At 54.8% G+C, this 21,189-nt stretch carries 18 protein-coding genes; 5 read left to right on the top strand and 13 right to left on the bottom strand.

Annotated elements, in window-relative coordinates; all coding sequences use genetic code 11:
* Positions 1–70: 70 nt before the first annotated feature.
* From EDC14_RS19845 to EDC14_RS19820, 6 genes are all read right to left on the bottom strand, one after another.
* Positions 71–1,420 carry a GH1 family beta-glucosidase gene (locus EDC14_RS19845; protein WP_132016066.1) on the bottom strand — a complete coding sequence of 450 codons (1,350 nt, stop codon included), beginning with the start codon at positions 1,418–1,420 and terminating at the stop codon, positions 71–73.
* Between the two features lie 48 nt (positions 1,421–1,468).
* On the bottom strand, positions 1,469–2,341 hold the full coding sequence (locus EDC14_RS19840) for a carbohydrate ABC transporter permease (RefSeq protein ID WP_132016065.1): 873 nt from the start codon (positions 2,339–2,341) through the stop codon (positions 1,469–1,471).
* 1 nt (position 2,342) lies between these two features.
* Complete coding sequence (locus tag EDC14_RS19835) at positions 2,343–3,233, bottom strand: carbohydrate ABC transporter permease (protein ID WP_132016064.1); 891 nt, start codon at positions 3,231–3,233, stop codon at positions 2,343–2,345.
* Between the two features lie 218 nt (positions 3,234–3,451).
* Positions 3,452–4,744, bottom strand: a complete 1,293-nt coding sequence (locus EDC14_RS19830; RefSeq protein WP_132016063.1) for an extracellular solute-binding protein — start codon at positions 4,742–4,744, stop codon at positions 3,452–3,454.
* A gap of 267 nt (positions 4,745–5,011) precedes the next feature.
* A complete protein-coding gene (locus EDC14_RS19825) occupies positions 5,012–6,082 on the bottom strand; it encodes a response regulator transcription factor (protein WP_165908168.1) in 1,071 nt (356 codons plus the stop codon).
* The gene (locus tag EDC14_RS19820) at positions 6,069–7,814 is read right to left on the bottom strand and encodes a sensor histidine kinase (RefSeq protein WP_132016061.1); all 1,746 of its coding nucleotides are present in this window, start codon (positions 7,812–7,814) and stop codon (positions 6,069–6,071) included. The genes EDC14_RS19825 and EDC14_RS19820 overlap by 14 nt, the downstream gene beginning before the upstream one ends.
* Positions 7,815–8,021: 207 nt before the next feature.
* Here EDC14_RS19820 and EDC14_RS19815 point away from each other — a divergent pair, with 207 nt between their 5' ends.
* Positions 8,022–8,372 carry a hypothetical protein gene (locus EDC14_RS19815; protein WP_132016060.1) on the top strand — a complete coding sequence of 117 codons (351 nt, stop codon included), beginning with the start codon at positions 8,022–8,024 and terminating at the stop codon, positions 8,370–8,372.
* A 27-nt stretch (positions 8,373–8,399) separates the two neighbouring features.
* Here the strand turns inward: EDC14_RS19815 and EDC14_RS19810 are convergent, their stop codons facing one another.
* Positions 8,400–8,708 carry a hypothetical protein gene (locus EDC14_RS19810; protein WP_132016059.1) on the bottom strand — a complete coding sequence of 103 codons (309 nt, stop codon included), beginning with the start codon at positions 8,706–8,708 and terminating at the stop codon, positions 8,400–8,402.
* 488 nt (positions 8,709–9,196) lie between these two features.
* On the opposite strand from EDC14_RS19810, the gene EDC14_RS19805 reads away from it, so the two are divergent.
* Complete coding sequence (locus EDC14_RS19805) at positions 9,197–9,418, top strand: helix-turn-helix domain-containing protein (protein ID WP_165908167.1); 222 nt, start codon at positions 9,197–9,199, stop codon at positions 9,416–9,418.
* Positions 9,419–9,509: 91 nt separating this feature from the next.
* Entirely contained in the window at positions 9,510–9,740 is a 231-nt protein-coding gene (locus EDC14_RS19800; RefSeq protein ID WP_132016057.1) for a helix-turn-helix domain-containing protein, read from the top strand.
* A gap of 223 nt (positions 9,741–9,963) precedes the next feature.
* Here EDC14_RS19800 and EDC14_RS19795 read toward each other — a convergent pair whose 3' ends face one another.
* On the bottom strand, positions 9,964–10,632 hold the full coding sequence (locus tag EDC14_RS19795; RefSeq protein WP_132016056.1) for a flavodoxin family protein: 669 nt from the start codon (positions 10,630–10,632) through the stop codon (positions 9,964–9,966).
* Positions 10,633–10,898: 266 nt separating this feature from the next.
* Positions 10,899–12,053 (bottom strand): aldo/keto reductase, encoded by a 1,155-nt coding sequence (locus tag EDC14_RS19790; RefSeq protein ID WP_132016055.1) that lies wholly within the window; start codon positions 12,051–12,053, stop codon positions 10,899–10,901.
* 628 nt (positions 12,054–12,681) lie between these two features.
* Between EDC14_RS19790 and EDC14_RS19785 the strand changes: the two genes are divergently transcribed.
* Positions 12,682–13,275: a hypothetical protein gene (locus EDC14_RS19785; RefSeq protein WP_341540177.1), complete on the top strand. Its 594-nt coding sequence runs from the start codon at positions 12,682–12,684 to the stop codon at positions 13,273–13,275.
* A 31-nt stretch (positions 13,276–13,306) separates the two neighbouring features.
* Here EDC14_RS19785 and EDC14_RS19780 read toward each other — a convergent pair whose 3' ends face one another.
* Positions 13,307–13,801: a hypothetical protein gene (locus tag EDC14_RS19780; protein ID WP_132016054.1), complete on the bottom strand. Its 495-nt coding sequence runs from the start codon at positions 13,799–13,801 to the stop codon at positions 13,307–13,309.
* 502 nt (positions 13,802–14,303) lie between these two features.
* Here EDC14_RS19780 and mrdA point away from each other — a divergent pair.
* Positions 14,304–16,379 carry a penicillin-binding protein 2 gene (gene mrdA / locus EDC14_RS19775; RefSeq protein WP_132016053.1) on the top strand — a complete coding sequence of 692 codons (2,076 nt, stop codon included), beginning with the start codon at positions 14,304–14,306 and terminating at the stop codon, positions 16,377–16,379.
* Between the two features lie 303 nt (positions 16,380–16,682).
* Here mrdA and EDC14_RS19770 read toward each other — a convergent pair whose 3' ends face one another.
* The 3 genes from EDC14_RS19770 to EDC14_RS19760 are packed head-to-tail and all read right to left on the bottom strand — an operon-like array spanning position 16,683 to position 20,978.
* Entirely contained in the window at positions 16,683–19,205 is a 2,523-nt protein-coding gene (locus tag EDC14_RS19770; protein WP_132016052.1) for a TIM-barrel domain-containing protein, read from the bottom strand.
* A gap of 15 nt (positions 19,206–19,220) precedes the next feature.
* On the bottom strand, positions 19,221–20,075 hold the full coding sequence (locus tag EDC14_RS19765; RefSeq protein ID WP_132016051.1) for a carbohydrate ABC transporter permease: 855 nt from the start codon (positions 20,073–20,075) through the stop codon (positions 19,221–19,223).
* Positions 20,076–20,978, bottom strand: coding sequence for a carbohydrate ABC transporter permease (locus tag EDC14_RS19760; RefSeq protein ID WP_132016050.1), 903 nt, complete (start codon positions 20,976–20,978; stop codon positions 20,076–20,078).
* Positions 20,979–21,189 lie beyond the last annotated feature (211 nt).

The raw sequence follows: 21,189 nt of genomic DNA, 5'->3' as shown, positions 1-21,189 counted from the left end.
CGAAGAAACGGTGCAGCGTCCGTTATTTTCGCAAATCTACCCGTCAAAGATTCATGTCGTGGCATAGCGATTAAAGGCCGTTGTCGCGAATGACCTCGCGGTACCAGAGCGCGCTCTTTTTCCAGGTCCGCTCCAGCGTCTGATAGTCGATGTAGATCAGGCCGAAACGCTTGCCGTAGCCATGGGCCCATTCGAAATTATCCATCAGCGACCAGACATAGTAGCCCTTCAGCTTGACGCCGGCTTCCAGCGCGCGGTGGGCCGCGGCGAAATGCTGCTGCAGAAACTTCAGCCGGTCCTGGTCATCCACCACCCCGCCGTCGCGGCGGTCATCCTTGAAGGCGGCGCCGTTCTCGGTAATATACAGATCGGGGTGATGGTAGTCCCGGTCGAGCCGGACCAGCAGATCGGTGAGGCCCTGCGGCGTAATCTCCCAATTCATCGCCGTATATTCCGAGCCTTCCGGCTTGATTTCCTCAAATTGCAGGATCGGGTGGACCTCCGAATGCTTGACCACCTTCTGGAAGTAGTAGTTGATGCCCAGGAAGTCCATGGGACTGGCGGCGATGCACTCCATGTCGCCGGGCTCAATCACCGGCGAGTTCAAGCGCTCCTGATAGAGGCGGAGGATATCCGCGGGGTACTCGCCTTTGAGGACCGGATCGAGGAACCAGCGGTTATTGTGCCCGTCCACCAAAGTGGCGGCCGCCCTGTCGCTCTCGGAGTCCGAAGCCGGAACGCTGGGATAGAGATTCAGGGTGATCCCGATCTGGCCGTCACCATGCTTGCTGGCGCGGTAAGCCTGGACCGCTTTGGCATGGGACAGGATCAGATGATGGGTCACCTGGACCGCCAGGGGCAGATCGGTGAGCCCCGGAGCGTGCCGGCCCTGGAAATGTCCGGCGAAGGCCACCACCCAGGGTTCATTGTGGGTGATCCATTTCTTGACCCGGTCGCCCAAAACGTCAAAGAGGTAAGCGGCATATGCCGCGAAATCGTCGACGATGGCCCGGTTGCCCCAGCCGCCGTTCTCCTGCAAAGCCTGGGGCAGATCCCAGTGATAGAGGGTCACCGCCGGCTCGATCCCGTTGGCCAGCAGCTCGTCAACCAGCCGGTTGTAGAAGTCGATCCCCTGGGGGTTCACCGCACCCCGTCCGTTCGGGAAAACCCGGGGCCAGGAGATGGAGAAGCGGTATCCCTTCAGTCCCAGCTCCTTCATGAGCCGGACGTCCTCCCGGTAACGGTGGTAGTGGTCGCAGGCCACGTCGCCGGTGTCGCCGTTGGTCACCTTGCCGGGGATATGGCTGAAACGATCCCAGATCGATTCGCCCTTCCCGTCGTCGGCGGCTCCTCCCTCGATCTGATACGAGGCGGTCGCCGCGCCCCATAGAAAGTCTTTCGGAAAAATCAGCTGAGCCATGTTTCTCACAACTCCTTATCGAAAATGAAAATCCGTCCTTGCTCCGGTTCAACCTTTCACCGCGCCGCTGGTCATGCCGTTGATGACCTGTTCCTGCAGGATCAGGTACAACAGGATAATCGGGATCGACGAGATGGTCAGGGCGGCCATCAGTTCGGCATAGTTGCTGCTATAGGCGCCCAAAAAATTATAAAGTCCGAGGGGCAGCGTCTTTTTGATGTCATCATTGATGAAGATCAGGGCAAACGAGAATTCCTTCCAATTATTCAGGAAGTTCAAGATGGTCACCGTGGCGATGGCCGGCCGCGACATCGGCAGGATCATCTGGAAAAAGACCCGCGGGATCGAACAGCCGTCCATCACCGCCGCCTCGATAATGGCGTCGGGGAACGAACGCATGAAACTCTCCAAAATAAAGACGGAGATCGGCAGTCCGAACGCGGTGTAGGAAAAGATCAGCGACCAGTGGGTGTTCAGCAGGTTTAGGTTCCGCATCTGGATAAACAGCGGCACCAAAACCGACTGCAACGGGATGAGCATTCCGATGATGAACATCGTATACACCAGTCTTTGCAGCCGGAAGGTGAATTTGGACAAGATAAACGCGGCCATGGCGCTGACCAGGACCGTCAGGACGATGGCCACCGTGGCCACGTAGACGCTGTTGAACAGATAGACCCCGATCTTTGCGGTCTGCCAGGCATTGACGTAGTTCTCAAAATGCAACTGGGTCGGGAGCGCAAAGATGTTCATGGTAATCTCGGCGTTGCTCTTGAAGGAGGTGTAGAACATCCAAATCAAGCAAAACAGCGTCGCCACGCTGAGCAGCGTGAGGACCAGATACAACAGCGGCTTCTCCCAGCGGTTGCGGGCAGCGTGAGGCCGGGCCGCGTCACCGAAGCTTTTCAGTTGAGTGCTCATCTTATTCCCCTCCTTCATCGGCTTTGCTGCGGCCCATCAGTTTCTGGCTGAACAGGATGAAGCTGAAACTGATGATGAAAATGACCAGGGAGATCGCGCTGCCGTAGCCGTATTTGTAGACCGAGAAGGTCTTGTTGTACATATAGGTGGCCATCAGTTCGGTGGCATGGGCCGGTCCGCCCTGGGTCATGACAAAGACCAGGTCAAAGGAGCGCATGCTGCCGGCGATGCACAGGACGACCGCGGTTTTGATGGTGGTCCACATCATCGGCAGGGTGATCCGGAACAGCTTCTGCGCCTCATTCGCTCCGTCGATCTCCGCCGCTTCCATGATATCCACCGGGATATTCTGGAGGGCCGCCAGGAAAATAATCATATAAAACCCGATGAATTGCCAGATCACGACCCCGCTGACCGTATACATCGCCAGCCGCGGATCGCCCAGCCAGTCTTGGGCCAAAGCCCCCAGCCCGATACTTTGCAAGAGCGTATTGACCAATCCCGTCTGCGAATTGAGCATGGTGGTCCACAGCAAACCGATGACCACGGTGGAGAGGATCATCGGGATAAAGAAGACCGATCGGAAGAACCGGGCTCCTTTCAATTTCCGGTTTAGGATAATCGCCAGGATCAGTCCGATGGGCACCTGCCCAAAGACCGACGCCACGACGATAAAGATGTTATTTTTAAAGGAATACCAGAAAACCCCATCCGTCAAAATTTCCTTGAAGTTTTGCAGTCCGATATAGATCGGCGCGCTCAAGCCGTTCCAGTCATAAAAACCGTAAAAGAACGAGCGGATAATCGGATAGACGACCAGGACCAGATAGAACAGGAGCGCCGGCAGCAAGCCAATGGCGATATAGTTCTTATTTTTACTGGTGATATACATTTTCTCACCTCTAAACCAAAGATAAATCGATCCCGGAAGAATTGCCCCCTTCCCTTGCAGGCAATTCTTCCGGTCGACAAAAAAGGGCAGGAAAGCGGAGCAGTTTTCAATCATGCCAACACATTCTTGATCTCAAGCCGGTCCACATTCCATACCCTTTTTGACGATCCGTTCAAAACAACTTCGCTGAATTCGTGATTTTCTAGGATATTATCGGATTACTTAACCGCCGCTTGCAATTGTTTGGCCAGATCTTCGGGTTTTTGCATGCCCATCATCACGGCTTGCAAGCCGTTGTTGATGATCTCGGTCTGTTCGGAATTGAGCGCCGAGTCATACACGGTTACAAACGGGTGCTTTTTGATCAGGTCCACCAATTTGGCGAAGAGCGGGTCAACCTTGCCGGGATCGATATCCACGTTCTTGAAGGATACCGGGATGCTGCTCTTGACATACAGCTGTTGAGCGTTCTTGTCGGTGACAAACTTGATCAGCTTCTTGATGGCTTCTTTTTGTTTGGGTGAAGCTTTGGCGCTGACGACGATGCCGGTGGCGCTGACGCCGGACATAACGTTCGGATCGCCCTTGCCGCCCTCGAAGGCAGGCAATACGCCCATCTCAATGTTCTTTTTCAACGCATCCGGGGCTTTGCTGATCATGTCGGTCAGCGCCCAGGAGCCGTCGATCATCATGGCCGCCTGGCCACGGTAGAAGTAATCGCGCATCTGGACATTGTCCAGGCTGTTGTAGTCTTTGTTGAACGCGCCGAGGTCGGTCAGGGTCTTCAGGTCTTTCAAAGCGGCCACGAATTGTTTGTCAGTGAACTTGGCGCCTTTCTTGCTCAGGACATTGTCCAGCCATTCGCTGCCGGTCCGGCGGTTGGCCATCAGGCTGAAGATGGTGGATTGCGCCGGCCATTTGGGCTTATTGCCCAGGCTGATCGGGATGACCCCGTTTTTCTTGAAGACTTTCACCACGTTCAACAGTTGTTTATAGGTCTTCGGATAGGCCAGCTTGTATTTGGCAAACAAAGCTTTGTTGTAATACACGATCGAGGTGACGGATACGCCGATTCCGGCGGAGTAGGTCTTGCCGCCCACGGTGAATTCTTTCAGAGCCGGGGCCACGAAAGAATTCTTCCAGTCGGGGTTCTGTTCCAGCAGATCGTTGATGTCCGCCAGCAGGCCGGCCTTGGCGAACTCCTGGGTCATGGCGTTCGGCCACAGGACGAAGGCATCCGGCAATTGGCCGGCGGCCGCCAGGGTCTTCAGTTTGGTCTGATATTGATCGCGGGGGATCTGCTCTTCCACGATCTTGATGTCGGGATATTCGGCGCTGAATTTCTTGAGGATCTCATCCATAAACGGGGCGCGCATGTCCGCACCCACATAGGAATGCCATAAGGTAAATTTCACCGGTTCGCTGTCGGCACCCACCTGGCTGCTGTAACCCGCCAGTCCGACCAGCATCAAACCTGCCAAAAACAGACTGAGTATTCTTCGTTTCTTCATACGAATCGGCACCTCCCGTTGTCCATTGGTTTTCATCGCAAACGGTTCCTTGGTGCCAAGTCCCCTTCAACCTTCTTGAAATCAGCCGCAACCCGTCTTCAGCTGTTAAGATCGGGATCCTGGGCCGGTCGTTTATGGGTGAACTTGGCATTTGCAACGCGCGCTTTGGAACAGTTTCATTATATAATTTTAAGAGGATGTTAAGAATCCACAATTCTTCGATTGTATCGGATATTCTTAGAACCTGCGGATCAGGGAATATTTTCTTCAGCGTTGCAAGCCGTGGTAGTCGGTGGGCGACACGCCGGTGATCTTCTTGAAGACGCTGCTGAAATACTTGTAATCGCTGTAGCCCACCATGTCGGAGACCTCGTAGACCTTGTAGAGGTTGTTCGCCAGCAGCTCGGTGGCCTTGCGGATCCGCACCTGATTCAGATAATCGGTGAAACTCTCGCCGCGCACCTTCTTGAAGATATGGCTGAAATAGTCGGGGCTCAGGCAGACCTGCTCGGCCACGGCCTTGACCGAGAGCTCCTCGGCGTAATGGCCGTCAATATATTGGAGCGCCTTTTGAATCGCCACGTGATGGCCGTTATCCTTCCGCTCCTCCACATAGCGGGCGATGCCCGCGGTAAACCGGCGCAGCCAGCCGTATAGCTCCTCGGCTGTGGCCAGGGAGCGGAGATCCTGATAAGCGCGGCCGTTTCCCGGTTGCCATTCGCCGGACAACGGAATGCCGTCGCGCTGCAGCGCCTCAAGGACCTGGTTGGACAGTTCCAGGCAGACTTTGCGCAGCTGTTCGGGGGAGATTTTTTGGCTCATCAGCTTCAGGACGATCTCGTCCAGCACCGCGCCGGCCTTTTTCCCGTCGCCGAGCCGGATGGAGTTCAGGTAGGCCTCCAGCCCCAGGCCGATCTCTTGCTTCGCTTTGACCAAAAAGAGTTCGGCCGAGAATTCCGCTTCCATCTCCTGGACCAGTTTTTGCATCACCCGGGTCAGCTCTTTGGCGCCCACCGGCTTCAGAATATAATCTGAAACCCCGTAGCGCAAGGCTTTCTGGGCGTAGGAAAACTCATCGTAGCCGCTGAGAATGATGATCTTCACGTCGGGCAGGGTTTCCCGGACTCTTTTGATGAATTCCAGGCCGTCCATCCGGGGCATCCGGATGTCGGTCAGAATGATGTGCGGCCGGGTGGCGGCCACCAACTCCAGGCCTTTGAGGCCGTTCTCGGCGGTTCCGGCCACTTCGATCCCCAGTTCGTGCCAGGGAAAGGTGGCGGCCATGCTTTCCCGGATCATTTTTTCGTCGTCCACGATGACAATCTTAAGCAACGCCATTGGCTCCATTCCTTTCGATATACTTTGGAATCCGCACCCGCACCCGGGTTCCCCGGCCCGGCGCGCTGTCGATCTCGATCCCGTAGCGCTCGCCGAAATACAGCCGGATCCGCTCGTCGACATTCTTGAGGCCATAGCCGCCCTGGTCGCCGGCGTTCTCCTGAAAGATCTCGCGGATCTTGGCGTCGGTCATTCCGACGCCGTTATCGCTGACTTCAAAGACGATCTCACCGGAGACTTCGGCGCCGGTCACCCGGATCTTTCCGGGCCCGTCGATCTCGGCGATCCCGTGGTACAGCGCGTTTTCGACCAGGGGCTGGAGAATCAGCTTGATGGTGTGGTACGGATAGAGCTGCGGATCGATGGCGATCTCGATCTGCGGCTCCTCGTCGTAACGCATCTTCTGAATGAACAGGTAGCTGCCCAGGTGTTCCACCTCTTTTTCGATGGTGGTGATCTCATTGCCCTTGTTCAGGCTGAGGCGGAACAGCTTGGCCAGGGCCTCCACCAATTCCCCGGATTTGGAGGCGTTCTCCTGGCGGGAGGTCCAATAGATGGTGTCCAGGGTATTGTAGAGAAAATGGGGATCGATCTGCGCCTGCAGCGCTTTGAGTTCGGCTTCCTTCCGCTTCAGCCGGGTCTTGTACACCTCGTCGATCAACCGCTTCAACCGGCCGATCATACTGTTGAAGCTGGCGGCCAAGGCGCCGATCTCATCCTTGCGTTCGATATCGATCACCACGTCCAGATCGCCCCGCTCCACCCGCTGCATCAGCCCGGTCAGCTTCTTGATGGGGTCGGTCACCTTGGAGGCGATCAGGTACGACATCACCAAGGCCACCAGCGAGGCGATGAGAATCACCGTCAGGCTGAGCCGCCCGATGAACATAGTGTCCTTCAGGAGTTCGGCGAAGGGGATCACCTCGACGTAGATCAGATCCTGATCGGCGGAAGTGTAATAGGTGATCAACATATCCCGGCCGCCGATGCTGCGGCGGTAATATCCTTCTTTCCCGTCGAAGACCGGCTTGAAATAGGACTCGTTCCTGAGCGACCGGGAGATCTTCTCCTTCTGGGAATGGGAAACGACAAAGCCTTCCTTGTTGACCACGAAGACGTAGCCGGTCTGGCCCAGGTGGATGTTGCGGTAGAGGAGGTTGATGGTGTTTTCGTTGATGTCGATGCGCAGCGTGCCGAGTCTCCGGGTCAGATCGTTGATATCATTGATCTGGCGGTAAAAGGAGATCACATATTGCTCGCCCACCGCCTGGTAGTTCCGGCGGTAAGTGGGGGTGAGCATATAATAGCCGCTTTTGGGGATCCGCCGCTCATAGCCGGCGATGATGCCGCCGCTCAGGTCCCGCGACGGACCCTCGGTCTCCAGTTTGAGCCCGTTGTCGCCGTAAATGTTGATCGAGGCGATAAAGGCGGCGCCGGTCAGATTCGAGAAATTCTCGTACAGCCGCGTCATGATGATGTCGCTGCGCTCTTTCAGCTTCAGGAAGGTCCGGGCGTCGTTGTTGGCGATGATGAAAAGGGAGATGTCCTGGACGTAGCCGAGCATCGAGTGCATGTTCTTGTCGATCTGCTTGAGCGTCTCCAGCGTCGAATCGCTGACCATCTTCTCGGTGGTCCGCTTGGTCCAGCTGTACTGGAGGCCGCCCACGGTCGCGAGCAGAATCAGGATGAGCAAGAGAAAATAGAGCATCAGTTCCGAGCGGAATTTGCGCACGTTCGGGTGCCTCCTGGCATAGCGTTGTCCTGTCGATCATGGTTTCGGTTAATCTATGATTATTCCATACCCGCGGGGGCTCATCCTTCACGGATCATCCCGAAATTTAATGGAAAGGGGTTTAGGACTCCATTGGAATGTGATTTATCCACAGCCAAAACCATTAACCGCGTTAAACGGAACCGTTTATCCGCAGAAACAAATCGCTTGACAGAGCCGATCGTTTATTCACAAAAAGAGCTTGCTGAACGACTGAGCGAGCTCTCCCATTCACAAAACAAGCTTGCTTATCCACAAAGCGAGCTTGCCGAGCGACTGAGCGAGCTTGCCGAGCGACTGAGCGAGCTTGCCGAGCGACTGAGCGAGCTTGCCGAGCGACTGAGCGAGCTTGCCGAGCGACTGAGCGAGCTCACTGATTCACAAAACCAGCTTGCTCATCCACAAAAAGAGCTCGCTGAACGACTGAGCAAGCTCTCTTATTCACAAAACGAGCTTGCTGAGCGACTGAATGAGCTCTTTCAGTCACTAAAAAAGATCCGTTATTCACAAAGTGAATAATAGCTATCTTGATACGAGGAAAACTGATCAAATATTGATTTTCCCCATCCCCCGGCCCACCAGAGCCACCCAGTAGCCAAACAAAATCCCATCCATCAACGCTTCACTGTAAATAAGCTCATCCTGGCGGTTCATTTGTGCCATCCGTTCACTATCGTATTCATCCAGTAACTGGCTATCTTCTGGCGGCAGCTTAGCGCTGAGCTGGTTCAAAATCTCACGAGGTTTTTCTCCAAGTTCGCGAAACTCTTGGTCATGAATAAGCAGTTCGTCATGGATTTTAACCAGCCGTTCGAGGATAAATTTCTGAATGCCTTGACTGTCACTGTTCAGCATTATAAACCCTCCTATATGCTTCATCCATTTATTTTCGTATGCAACGTATTGAGAGGTTTACAAGATATAAGCCATCACAGGAACGAAATTGAGTTCAATTAGCGCGCAAAAGCGAACTTGCAAACTCATGAATCAAAGAAATATGCTACAATTATTTCGTGGCCAAAAACTTATTGCAAAATCGATGGTCAAAAAGAAAGTTGCCAGGCATTATGTCTCATCATGGCGATGTTTGATACAGGCCGATTGAGAAAGTAAGCGTAATGTCGGTAGCGCATCAATATGTACTTCCATTTCCAATACTTTTGTCTCCGATCCATAGACTATATTCTTATCATAAGTCTATGATTGATAGACTGTCAAGATAAATCTTTCCATTTTCTATAAAAAGTTCCTAATATTTTAACGAAGAGACCCATCAAAAAGGCATTGAACTTATCAACCCATACTATAATTGCTATACTGAACGCGGAAGGGAGTCATTCATTTTGAAAACACCCACCACTTTTGGAGCAAGGTTTAAACAATTAAGGGAAGAGAAAAATCTGACCCTTGAGCAAGTTGGGAAAGAATTGGGTTTTATTAAGCAAACGATTTCGAAGTATGAGAAAAACGAGAATGAACCAGCCTATTCTGATCTAGTACGGATCGCCAAGTTCTTCGAAGTATCGATTGACTACTTATTAGGGAATAGCGATGAAAAAGACTGATCTCCTCTCCTTTTGACTTTTGTCGCGTGCAATACAAAAAACCGCCACCGCATTTGGGGCGATGATATCCAATCTGAAGGCGATTGGTTGAATGGTGAGAAATTTGAAGCCCCAAGAGGTTTTCGCGCAGCGCCTAAAAGAGCTCAGAGAAGAGAATCAGCTGACCCAGGAGCAATTGGCCGATCAAATATCGACCAGCAAACAAGTTATCAGCCGTTACGAAAAAAACCAGCGGGAACCGGGAATCAATATCGTGGCGAAAATCGCCGATTTTTTCCAAGTATCCATCGATTATCTGGCCGGAAAAATAAATCACAAATGAACCCCGACTGGATATCGATTTATCTTTTTGCGACCCTACCCCTTAAAAGGGAAACCCTCCTTCTTCACCGTCTCTGAAACTCATTCCCCAATTTTGCAAGTTCCGTTCCATGATCTTTTCGACTCTAAATTCCTAATTTTTCATTCAGCTCTCTTTTTAAATTCAGCGCCATTCATATCCGCTTCCGGCTGGCGCAGCCGGTCAGTCGGAAGCGGCTGCCTTTTTACAGTCTCATCATTTTGACATATTCCTCGGGGCGGATCAGCTCCATCTCCAGTTTTGCCTTTGTAAGTTCGGATACCTTCCCGCTGGCCGCGATCTCGGAACCGGCTTCCCGGACATAACGCAAATATTCATCGACCGTGGTTTTTAACTCAGCATGGTTCGTTTTCAGCAAATTACCGCAATTCCGGTAAATCTCCAATAGGGGGCGGCACGGTTTGACCACTTCCTTGAGTGTCGCAAAATTATTCGCGCCGGGAAAGCCACAGTTGGCGATGACAACCGCCTCGGGAAACTTGACGCGCGCTTTCATATCATAATTTTCCCCGGACTGGTTGGCGATAGGGCAACGCAAAGGAATCAGGCGATCGACGAAATTTTTAAGCGCGGCGGTCATATCCCAGGTGTAAACGGGCGTCGCCAAAGCGATGATATCGGACGACACATACTTTTCCAGCAGGCCGCTCATGTCATCGTCAAGGACGCAGCGGCCCGGCGTTTTGAACCAACAGGAAAAGCAGCCGGTACAGTGCCCAATATTTTGGTGAATCAAAAAAACATTGTCCACTGCGGCGCCGGCCGCTTGAGCCCCCGCCAAGAATTCCCGGACCATCACATGGGTGTTGCTCCGTTCCGCGCGGGGACTCCCGTTAAATACCGTTATCCTCATGATCGTTTCCGCCTTTCCGTAGATGCATTTGCGTTTGGTAATCGAAGTATAATTTTATAGACTTAATTATAATTCGTTCGCTAATTATATAAACATTATATATGTTTATCTTAATTTTGTCAAAAATAGCGGTGATAAACCCGGGTCAAATGCTGGAAAAACGAAACAGCGGCTCCCGTCGCCGAAAATGGTCCGGCGGATGAAGCCGCTGTGGGAAAACGGAGTCGATGCGGTTTTATGTTGGCACCCGGGCCGTTCCGGCGGGCTCAGGCGAATAATTCGGTGACCCGTTTCAGTTCGTCGCGGATGGCGATGCCTTGCGGGCAGTGGCTCTCACAGCGGCCGCATGCCACGCACTTGGAGGCGGGCGCCGCCTTGGTGAGAGTGGACTGGCGCTGGTACATCGCTTTGATCTGCGGGTTGCCGTCAAATACCCAATGGTCGTTGTAGAATGAAAAACAGCCCGGAATATTGATCCCGACCGGGCAAGGCATACAGTAGCCGCAGGCGGTGCATTGCACTTTGACCCGTTCGTTGAAGATCCTCTTGACCCGCTCGATGGCGGCCAGCTCTTCCTGGCTGAGGGAATCCGGCAGCACCTCCCCGGCGGCCTTGACGTTTTCGACCACCTGCTCCATGGTGGTCATGCCGCTCAGGACCACCGATACTTCCGGGCTATTCCATACCCAGCGCAAACCCCATTCCGCCGGGGTGCGCCCGCTGCCGGTCCGCTCCAAAACATCCCGGGCCGCCTGGGGGAGATTCACGATCTTTCCGCCGCGCAACGGCTCCATGATCACCATGCCCAAGCCGCGCTGCGCCGCGTACTCCAGGCCCTCCGTGCCGGCCTGGTAGTTTTCGTCCAGATAATTGTATTGGATCTGGCAGAACGACCAGTCGTAGGCGTCGACGATCTCCTTGAAGAGCGGGAGCCGATCGTGGAAGGAGAAGCCGGCGTACTTAATCCTGCCGTCCCTCAGCGCCTGGTCCAGAAATTCGGCAATGCCGAACTGCTTTACCGTCGCCCAGGAGCTGACATTCAACGAATGCACCAGGTAGAAATCGATATGGTCCGTCTCCAGCCGCTCCAATTGCTCGTCCAAGTATTGGTCCATGTCGGCGCGGCTCTGAATCAGCCAACTGGGAAGCTTGGTCGCCAGTTTGACCCGCTCGCGGTAACCGTCCTTGAGCGCCTTGGCGACCAGCGGCTCGCTGGATCCGCCGTGCGTAAAACCGGTGCCGTGATAGGGATAGGCGGTATCCACATAATTAACGCCCGCGTCAATGGCGTAGCGGATCATCCGGATCGCCTCGGCCTCATCGATATGGCTGGGATCGTCGTCCCGGATCGGCAGCCGCATGCAGCCGAATCCCAAAGCGGAAACCGTTTCGCCGGTCTTGCCGAATTTTCGGTATAACATATTCATTCCTCCAGTTCTTGATGGATGCCCTATTTTGGTCTGCCGCGACGATCGCAGCCAACAGAACGGCAGCGCCCGGCGACAGGCATTAACGTCTAAAGCGTCGTGAAAAACCCCGTCCGAAGGTCGGGGCGTTCACAAAAGCTCAGAAAAGCAAGGGATAAAGTCGTTTCAAAACTGTTTCCAGGACGCTTTTTCGATTCAAACGTTTTTAGTAGGCTTGGTCCCCCCTGGAGCGGATTGACGGAAACGAATCAGATTCAAAAACGCCTTCCGGGTGATATTTTTAGTATATTTCTTAGAGTTTACTCTAAGTCAATAGCCGGATCTTTAAAATATTGCTGAGAATATTTTTGAACCCTATCAGATGAAATAAATTTCTGAACTAAGATTTGCATTCCGAATGCAACGACTTTTAACAAAGCCGTTTGCATAGAAAAGCCGAATGCAAATGAAATGAAATCGGAGTTTATCCGCCCGGCCCGAAACGGAGGCCCGGCCTCCCCCCGTACGCCGCCAGCTGTTATTGTTTTGTCTCGCATGCCGATACACTGATATGCCGATGATTGCATTTCGTCTTTCCATTCCGTTGCATAGGATATATAAAACGGAGGGAGGACTGGTGAAATTGGCAGACATCGATGAAAAGATCAGGATCACCATCGATAAAGACGGAAAACCAATTACTACCGAGTCCGTAGCGGGACAAAAGAGAATTGTAATCATCATCAATAACCAGATTACCCATTCGCCCAATACAACCCAGATCGCCAGCGGCGCCGGCAGAAACAGCGCGGCCGGAAATAACGCCGCCATCGATTCGTCCAACACCCTGCAGCAACAGAGCGTGGGGGCCCAGGGAAAGGCCAAGAATCTCGATATGAAAGGTTATCAGTCTCAGCCTCACAATCGTTCGGGCGACTATAAAGACGATCACGAGATCGTTATCGTCATCAACAACCAATTGAATCGGGCCGTGGGAACATCCTCCGCCACCCAAGTGGCCAGCGGTTGCGGAACCGACAGCGCCGGCGGGACGAATGCCGCGATTCAGAGCTCCAATACCAAACAACAGCATGCCGTCGGCGGCGATTTGAAGGGCCGCGCCTTCAACCGGGGCTTGGACTGTCTCCAAAAAGAGAAACTTGGCAGTTTTCACTTCCGGCGCTTTACTCCCAACGGAAAAATTAAAATGGCGTTTCCCGGGGGCGCCGGCGGATGAAACTCCTCCGGCGGGTCCGGCCGGATATGCGTCAGCGTTCGCAAATCACAATGATCTGCGAGGGCGTGGTCTGAGCGGGGATACTCCGGGTGGTTGGGCCGTAAACTACGATGAGATCGCGATTGGCGGGAGTTCCGGTAAAAGCCTGGCCATTTTGGATCAGGACCCCGGTCGATGGAGCGAGATTCAGTTTTAAAGTGCCGTCCCCGCTCAGCAGCTGATCGTTAAAATAGTCGACCTTCACACTCTGGCCCGGGACGTCCCGCGCCATCACTACCGCCCGGAATTGGGGCGGATAAATGGCCGGCGCCGCCATGCTCGTGTCGTAAAACCCGGTGACCGTATCCCCCACGCTCACCATCGTGTGATCGACGAAATAAGTGGCCGGAGCCACCACAAAATCGACCCGGTTGCCGCTGCTATTCTCGACCGACATCAGCTTATAACAACCCGCTTGCCGGCCGTTCCCCACCCAAAAATCATCGATCCGGGTAATCACACCGGAGAAAGATTCATATTCCGCCATTACCATGCCTCCCGCACCGATCGGTATACCCATAGCATATGCGTCCGGCGGGGCGGGTGTTATTTCCGGCGCGCCGGTTAAAATTCCCGGTCCCAAAAAGCCTGGACTTCAATGAGAAATCCGCGCCAATCATCTCGGGCGGCAAAGCGCCTGCGAAGCCGGTTCCCCGCTTCCGGAACAGAAACGTTAAAAGCGGTCCGCTTGGCTCGATGCATTCCAATGTCTTCATTAGAATGGTTCCGGACGAAGCCATGTATATTCCGGTTTAAAAATGACTACCCTGGTATTATCGTTTTGCGGCGGGGGCTGTCGCGGATGGACATCCTTGCGCCGCGCGGGCGATGGACTTTATTTTTGGTTCCGCCAGTGTTTTGGAGTGAGTTTCCGCGGATTACAAAATATGGTATGCGGAAGATGAGTTAAACCGCTTTTCCTAGACATATAATCAACAGAAAACCCCGTCCGGCGGCACGGATTTTAATGCAGGAGGCCCAATCATGGGATGGAATACGGCGCGCTGAAGAATTTCGAGAGCAAGTTCAAATATCTTTCCAGACTCGTCCTGATTGTCTTCGCGGTCCTATTGATCCGGTTGTGGCAGCTTCAGATCATGGAAGGTTCGGCGATTATGGTAAAATCGCGGCAGAACCAGACCCGGGTCGTTAGGATCAATGCTCCGCGCGGGATGATTTACGACCGCAAGGGCAAAATTTTGGCAACCAGCCAGTTCTCCCATCATGTCTCGGTCGTTCCCGAAGATATTGAGGATAAGCCGGAAGAGCTTGCGCTGCTGTGCAAAATCCTGAAGCTCACCCCCGCCGAATTGCGGACGAAGCTCCAGCCCAACCCCAAATATCCCCGGAGCGACTACCAGTACGTGCCGATCATGAAAAATCTCGATCCGGACACCGTCATTCGTCTTAAGGAAGCCCAACTGAACTTGGCCGGGGTGGAAGTGGATGAGGTGCCGATCCGTTTTTACCCCTACCGGGAGCTGGGTTGCCATTTATTCGGTTATACCCGGGAGATCGATCTCCAGGAACTCCTGCAGCTCCGGGATAAGGGCTATCATCCCGGCGACCCGATCGGCAAAACCGGATTGGAACGCACCTATGAGGATTTTTTGCGCGGAAGCGGCGGCGGCAAGATTTACGAGGCCGATATTCACGGCCGTCCCTTGCGGCTATTGGAGAACCGGGAGCCTGTTCCCGGCTATGATCTGCATTTGACCATCGATCTAAAGCTCCAGGCCGCGGCCGAGAAAGCGCTCGACGCCCAGCTGGCCTGGCTCCAAAAATATACCCAGTGGAAGAATGCCAAATCCGGGGCAGTGCTCGCCCTGGATCCCCGGAACGGCGATATTCTGGCCATGGTGAGCAAGCCCGGGTTTGACCCCAACTGGTTCAGCGGGGTCATGTCCCGGGAAGTCGCCGATTCGATCTATCAGAATCCCCTGCACCCGCTCACCAACCGGACGATCCAGGGAGAGTTCGCTCCGGGCTCGACGTTTAAACCGCTTACCGTCCTGTCCGCCCTCATGGAGCATAAGGTCACCCTCGACGATCAGTTCTACTGCAACGGCTTTGACCCGGTTTACGGCCAGAACTTTAAATGTTGGACGGTTACCAACCGCTTCGGGCCGAAGGCGCATTTCCGGGAGAATGTGATTGACGGTTTAAAAAATTCCTGCAATATCGTCATGGGCGAACTCAGCAGCCGGGTGGGTCCGGAGATCCTGGCCAAATACAGCCGCGCCTTCGGCCTGGGGAAGCCGACCGGCCTTCAACTGTATCCGGGGGAGGCTTCGGGCCTGGTGCCGGATCCCGAATGGAAACGCAAGCATACCAGGGAAAAGACTTGGTTCGACATTGAGACGAAGATGTTTGGGATCGGCCAGACCTATCTTACGGTCACTCCCCTGCAATTAGCCCAGGTTTACGCGGCGCTCGCCAATCGCGGCAAGCTGTACCGGCCGCGCCTGGTCTCCAAGATTACCTCGGCCGCCGGCCGTCCGGTGGCGAAATTCGCGCCTCAAGTCGTCCAGGATCTGAAGCTGCCCCCAGATGTCCAGGCGATTATCCAGGAGGGGCTGATGGAAGTGATCGGCGACGGCGGCACTGCTGCCTCGGCATTCCGAGGCTTCCCGATAGAGCGGTATCCCATCGCCGGCAAAACCGGTACCGCCCAAAAGCCGCCCTACGACAATTCCGGCGTGTTCGCATGTTATGCCCCGGCCCGCCGGCCGCGGATCGTCATCGTGGTCTTTGTCGAACAGGGCGGCTCGGGCAGTGGCGGCGCCGCGCCCATTGCCCGGAAAATCCTAGAGGCTTACTTTCATTTGGATAAACCGCTCCGGCGTCCTCTGTCCGCACCGCCCCGCTCCCGGGTACCGCAGCCGGACTCTGCAGTCAATGGAGTTTCCGTTCCGGAGCCTCTCCCTGGTTCGGCCACGCCGCCAGCGGAGTCTTTGCCGGCCGGGAATGAGCCCCATGCCGGCACCGCCGTTCCTTCGGAATCCAGGCCCCAAACCGAATCTCCCCAGCCGGCCGTTCCCGCCGGCGACTCTCCCGGTTTTTAAAGTCTGGAACGGAGATTCATTCCCGCGCGCTGTCCACCCGGCCACCTCCGGAAGGCCGGGTGGACAACTCCCGGAGCCGGTCCGGGTCCAGAATGGAAACGGTTTTATGATCACATCAGGTAATCGAGTCGGACTCCAACTCTTTCAGGTACCGGTAGTTTGTGCCGGCCATCCCCTTCCGTTTGCGCCCCGCGGAGCGCGGCTTTGATCAAAGAGAGCCCATCCCTGCCTGACCGGAGTCAGGCGAGGATGAGCTCTCTCTTGTTGCAACATCGCGGGGCGGGTCGCCCCGGCGCAAAACGGTCAGGCTTTCTGAACGACGATCACCAATTCCCGGTCGGATTGGCCCTCGGCCCGGATGGTCAGGCCCCGGCCGTTCCGGTGGCAGGGAGCTTGGGGATCGTTCGCCGCTACCGGCACCGGCGCACCGTTCACCGTCACCCCGGTCACCGCGCCGGTATTGTGCAGCTCCAAAAGGAAGTGATGCTCCGAAGGCGACACCGTGACCCGGATGCTCTCATCGGCCTGCAGCGTCACTTGGATCCGGTTTTGATCGGTATCGACGATCCCGAAACGGGACTGGCCGCCGACCGGGTAGAGGTCGAGCGTGATCGGGTCGCATTCCCGCTCGTCGATATAGTTCATCAGCGGGCCCATGGGAATGATCGCGTTGGCCCGGACAAAGAGCGGCAGCTTGTCGAGGCCCGCCTCATAGGTCAGCCATTGCTTGCCTTGATACTGGGTGCCGTCCCAATAGTCGGTCCAGATTCCTTCCGGCAGGTAAATCGAGCGGACGTTCTCCTCATTGAGGATCGGCGCCACCAGGAAGGACTCGCCGAAGAGATACTGGCTGTCGATCCCGGCCACCGCCGGATCGTCCTGGTACTCGAGGACCAGGGCCCGGAAGAGCGGCAGGCTCTCCGCCACGCATTGCCGCGCCGATGAATAGATATAGGGGATCAGCCGGTAGCGCAGTTCGGTATACTTCTTGAAGATCGCCTCCACTTCCGGTCCGAAGTCCCAGGGTTCCCGGGTGAAGAAGCCGTGAGTCCGGGCATGGGAACTGAACATGCCCACTTGGGTCCAGCGTGCGAACAGCACCGGGTTGGTATCGAACCAGAAACCGCCGATATCGTGGCTCCAGAACGGGAATCCCGACAAACCGAAGCCGAGCCCGCCCTTGATCGAAGAAGCCAGCCCGTGGAAGTCGGTTCCGGCGTCGCCGCCCCAGTGGACCGGATACTTCTGCGAACCCGCCCAGGTGCTGCGCGCCCAGATCACCGCGTCTTCCTCGCCGTAGACCTCCGCCGTGGCCTCGTAGGCCGCTTTATTGTAGAGCAAGGCGTACAGATTGTGCATGGCCTTGCCGTCGCAATTCTGATAGGTATAGGAGGCCGGCGCCGACTCGCCGAAATCGACCTTAATCGCTTTGATCCCCAATTCCAGCAGCGGTTGGAGCAGTTTGTGCTGGTACCAGTCCACCGCCTCGGGATTGGAGAAATCGATCAGGCCGTGCGGGAACTCCAGCTCGCCATCGCCGGCGCAGGCGAAGTAGCCTTTGGCCATGCCCTCTTCATAGACGTCATTGACCGTCAGATTGCCTTTCTCGACGTAGGGCAGCTGCCACAGGGAGATCTTAAAACCGTCCCGGCTCAGGTCGGCGATCATCTCGGCCACCTTGGGGAAACGCTTTTCGGAGAATTTCCAGTTGCAGACCCAGCTCTCGTCGAACCAGTCGGTGTCGATATGAATGACGTCGCAGGGAATCTGGCGCTCGCGCAGCTTCTTGGCGACCCCTTCCACCTCTTCCCGGGAGCCGTAGCTGATCTTGCTCATCCACAGGCCGAAAGACCATTTGGGCGGCATCACCGGCTTGCCGGTGATGGCAGTGTAGCGCGGCAGGATCTCCTTGATCGAAGGCCCATGGATCACAAAAAAGTCCAGCGCCGGATCGCCGCTCATGATGGAATAGGCTTTGTAGAGCGAATTGCCCATATCGCAGTTTAGCTTGTAGGAAGTGTTGTAAAAGACCCCATAGCCCCGGGAACTGATGAAGAAGGGGATATTTTTATAGCTGCGCTCGGTATTGGTCCCCATCGCATTGGCGTTCCAGAGGTTCAAGGTCTGGCCCTTCTTGTCGAGAGCGCCGAATTTCTCCCCAAAACCGTAAAAATGTTCGGCATCGTCGAAATAAACCCCCTCGCAGCTGAATTTCTCCTGATGGTCGCGGTCATACAAAAAGCCGAACGGGCAAACCTCGTATTTCATGAACGAATGCTCGTCGCCGCTGAATTGTTTGTAAAAGATCTTGCCGGCGCAGTCGCTGATCGTCAGGTTCCAAGGTTCTTTATGGATCCGCACCGTAATCCGGCGGGTGGAGATGACAACTTCCGCCGCGTCTTCCACCACCGCCAGCTGGACCGGTTCGTACTGACAATCGCCGATCATCTCGGTCCGGTTCTCCGGGACCGCCATGCCCTCGGCCAGCTGGATCCGCACCACATCGTCATTGAGAAAGCTCAGCCGGACGCAGAGATTCCGGGTGTTGGGCAACTCGTCGTGCATCGGCCGGAAATCCAGGTAACGGTATTGCGGCGCTTGGCGGTAGAATTTCCCCTCGACCTGAAAGGCCACGGCGTTCTGCTCCCTGCGGTAGCTCTTGACCCGTTGGGCCAGTAAAAAGGCAACCTCCTTCAGCTCGGTGATCTTCGGGAATTTGGCCACGTTCACAAAGATGCCGCCCTTTTGGTTTTGCACGGCAGCGGCGTTCTTCGTCCATTTTAACGGCCCATACTTTGCTTCGTTGGCGCTTGTTTGATTCGACATTGGCTGTTCCTCCTATTATCCTTTGACGGTGCCGGTGGTTAGACCGCCAACCAGGTATTTTTGCAAGCTGATAAAGATGACGATGACCGGGAGCACCGTCAGGACCCCGAAAGCCATCACCCGGTTCCAACTGATGCCGTACTCGGCAATGATGAAGTTATAGATTCCCGCGGTCAACGGGCGCATCGCCTGATTGGTGAGATAGGTCAGCGGATAGATCAGGTTGCCCCAGGCGAACAGGAATGAGAAAGCCGCCGACACAATGACGCCGGGATAGGACACCGGAATCATGATTCTCATAAAGGCCACGAATTTGTTGCAGCCGTCGATCCGGGCCGACTCCTCCAGCTCCTTGGGGATCGACAGGAAGTAGGTCCGGAGGGTGAGGACGCTGAACGGGATGGCGATGGTGCAGTCGGCGATGATCGGCGCCAGATAGGTGTTGAGCACCCGCGCTTGCTTAAAGATGATGAACAGCGGGGTCAGGATCAGTGTCGGCGGCATCATCTGCGTAACCAGGAACAAAAGCAGCATGGTCTTTTTGAACGACATGTTGTAGCGGGCCATGCCATAGGCGGCCGGCGTCGAGAGGGCCATCGAGATGACCATCGTGCTGAGCGAGATCAGCATGCTGTTGAAGAAGGAGCGGTAGATGCTGAAGCCGCCGCTGGATTCGACGATGTAGTTCTTAAACTGCACCGCCGTCGGGAATAAGGTGGGCGGCGTCCGGAAGATCTCCGCCTCCGTCTTGAGCGAGGTCACGATCAGCCAATAGATGGGGAAGAGAAAGACAGCGCAGATCGCAATGGCGATTCCGTTCAAGAGCCACTCCCGGTGCTGGTCCGATAGTCTCCAGGCGGGTGATTTCATCTACATGACCTCCTCATTCTGGCGGATCAGGCGTAAGTAGAAAAGGCCGACGAAGAACAGGATGATGAACAGGACATTGGATACCGTCGCGCCTTTGCTGAAGTTAAACTCCACGAAAGACATCCGGTACGCCAAGGTGGAGAGTACCTCCGTCGCATTGACCGGCCCGCCGTTGGTCATGATGAAGACCAGGTCGAACACTTTGAAGGTATAGATAAAGCCCAGGGTCAGCACGGACATGATCGCCGGCCGGATCATCGGAACCGTAATGCAGAAAAACTTCTGCAGGAAATTGGCTCCGTCAATATTGGCGCTCTCATAGACGCTCTCGGGTATCGTGGTGATCCCGGTGGCCAGGAGGATCATATTGAAGGGTATGCCCACCCAGATATTGGTGATGATAATGCCCCACATCGCGGTTTTCCCGTTGATCAGCCACTCCACCGGCTCCTTGACCAGGTGCAGCGCCATCAGGATCTCATTGATCAAGCCGCCGCTCGGGCTCAACATGTACTTAAACATCAGGCCGGTGATGGTCATCGGCACCATCCAGGCGATCATCGCCAGCCCGCGCAGAAAGCTGGCATAGCGGAACCTCAGCGCGAAAAAGATGGCGAAAGCGAACCCGATGGAAAACTGGAAGATCAGACAGACCGCCGTATAAAAGAAAGTGTTCAGGATCGAAAGGTTCAAAATGCCATTCGACTCGGTGAAAAGCTGCACATAATTCCTGAGGCCCACCAGTTCCTTGGCATTTTGAAACGTCATCACGCTGACGTCCCGCAGGCTCAGGATTATGTTATAAATAATCGGATAGCCGATAAAGGCCAACATAAACAGCAGCGCCGGCAGTACAAACAGATACTTCGCCCAATCCCCGGCTTCCGCTCGAGATTTTTTCATAATCATCCCACCCCAATCGATAAACGTTGCAATCAGTTCTTTGCATAACTTTGGCGATTGCAACATATTTCCTTGATTCATAAGTTTGAAATAAACAACGATTGGCCGTATTTATTTCAACTTATCGAACGATGCTTCAAACATTTTTGGGTATCCTGAAGAAGATTGAGGCAGTCCCCTCAATTCATCCATTCCAATCCATCCGGCTCTC

It is taken from the genome of Hydrogenispora ethanolica, from assembly GCF_004340685.1.
Lineage (GTDB): Bacteria > Bacillota > UBA4882 > UBA8346 > UBA8346 > Hydrogenispora > Hydrogenispora ethanolica.
This window is presented reverse-complemented; position numbering and strand designations above follow the sequence as displayed.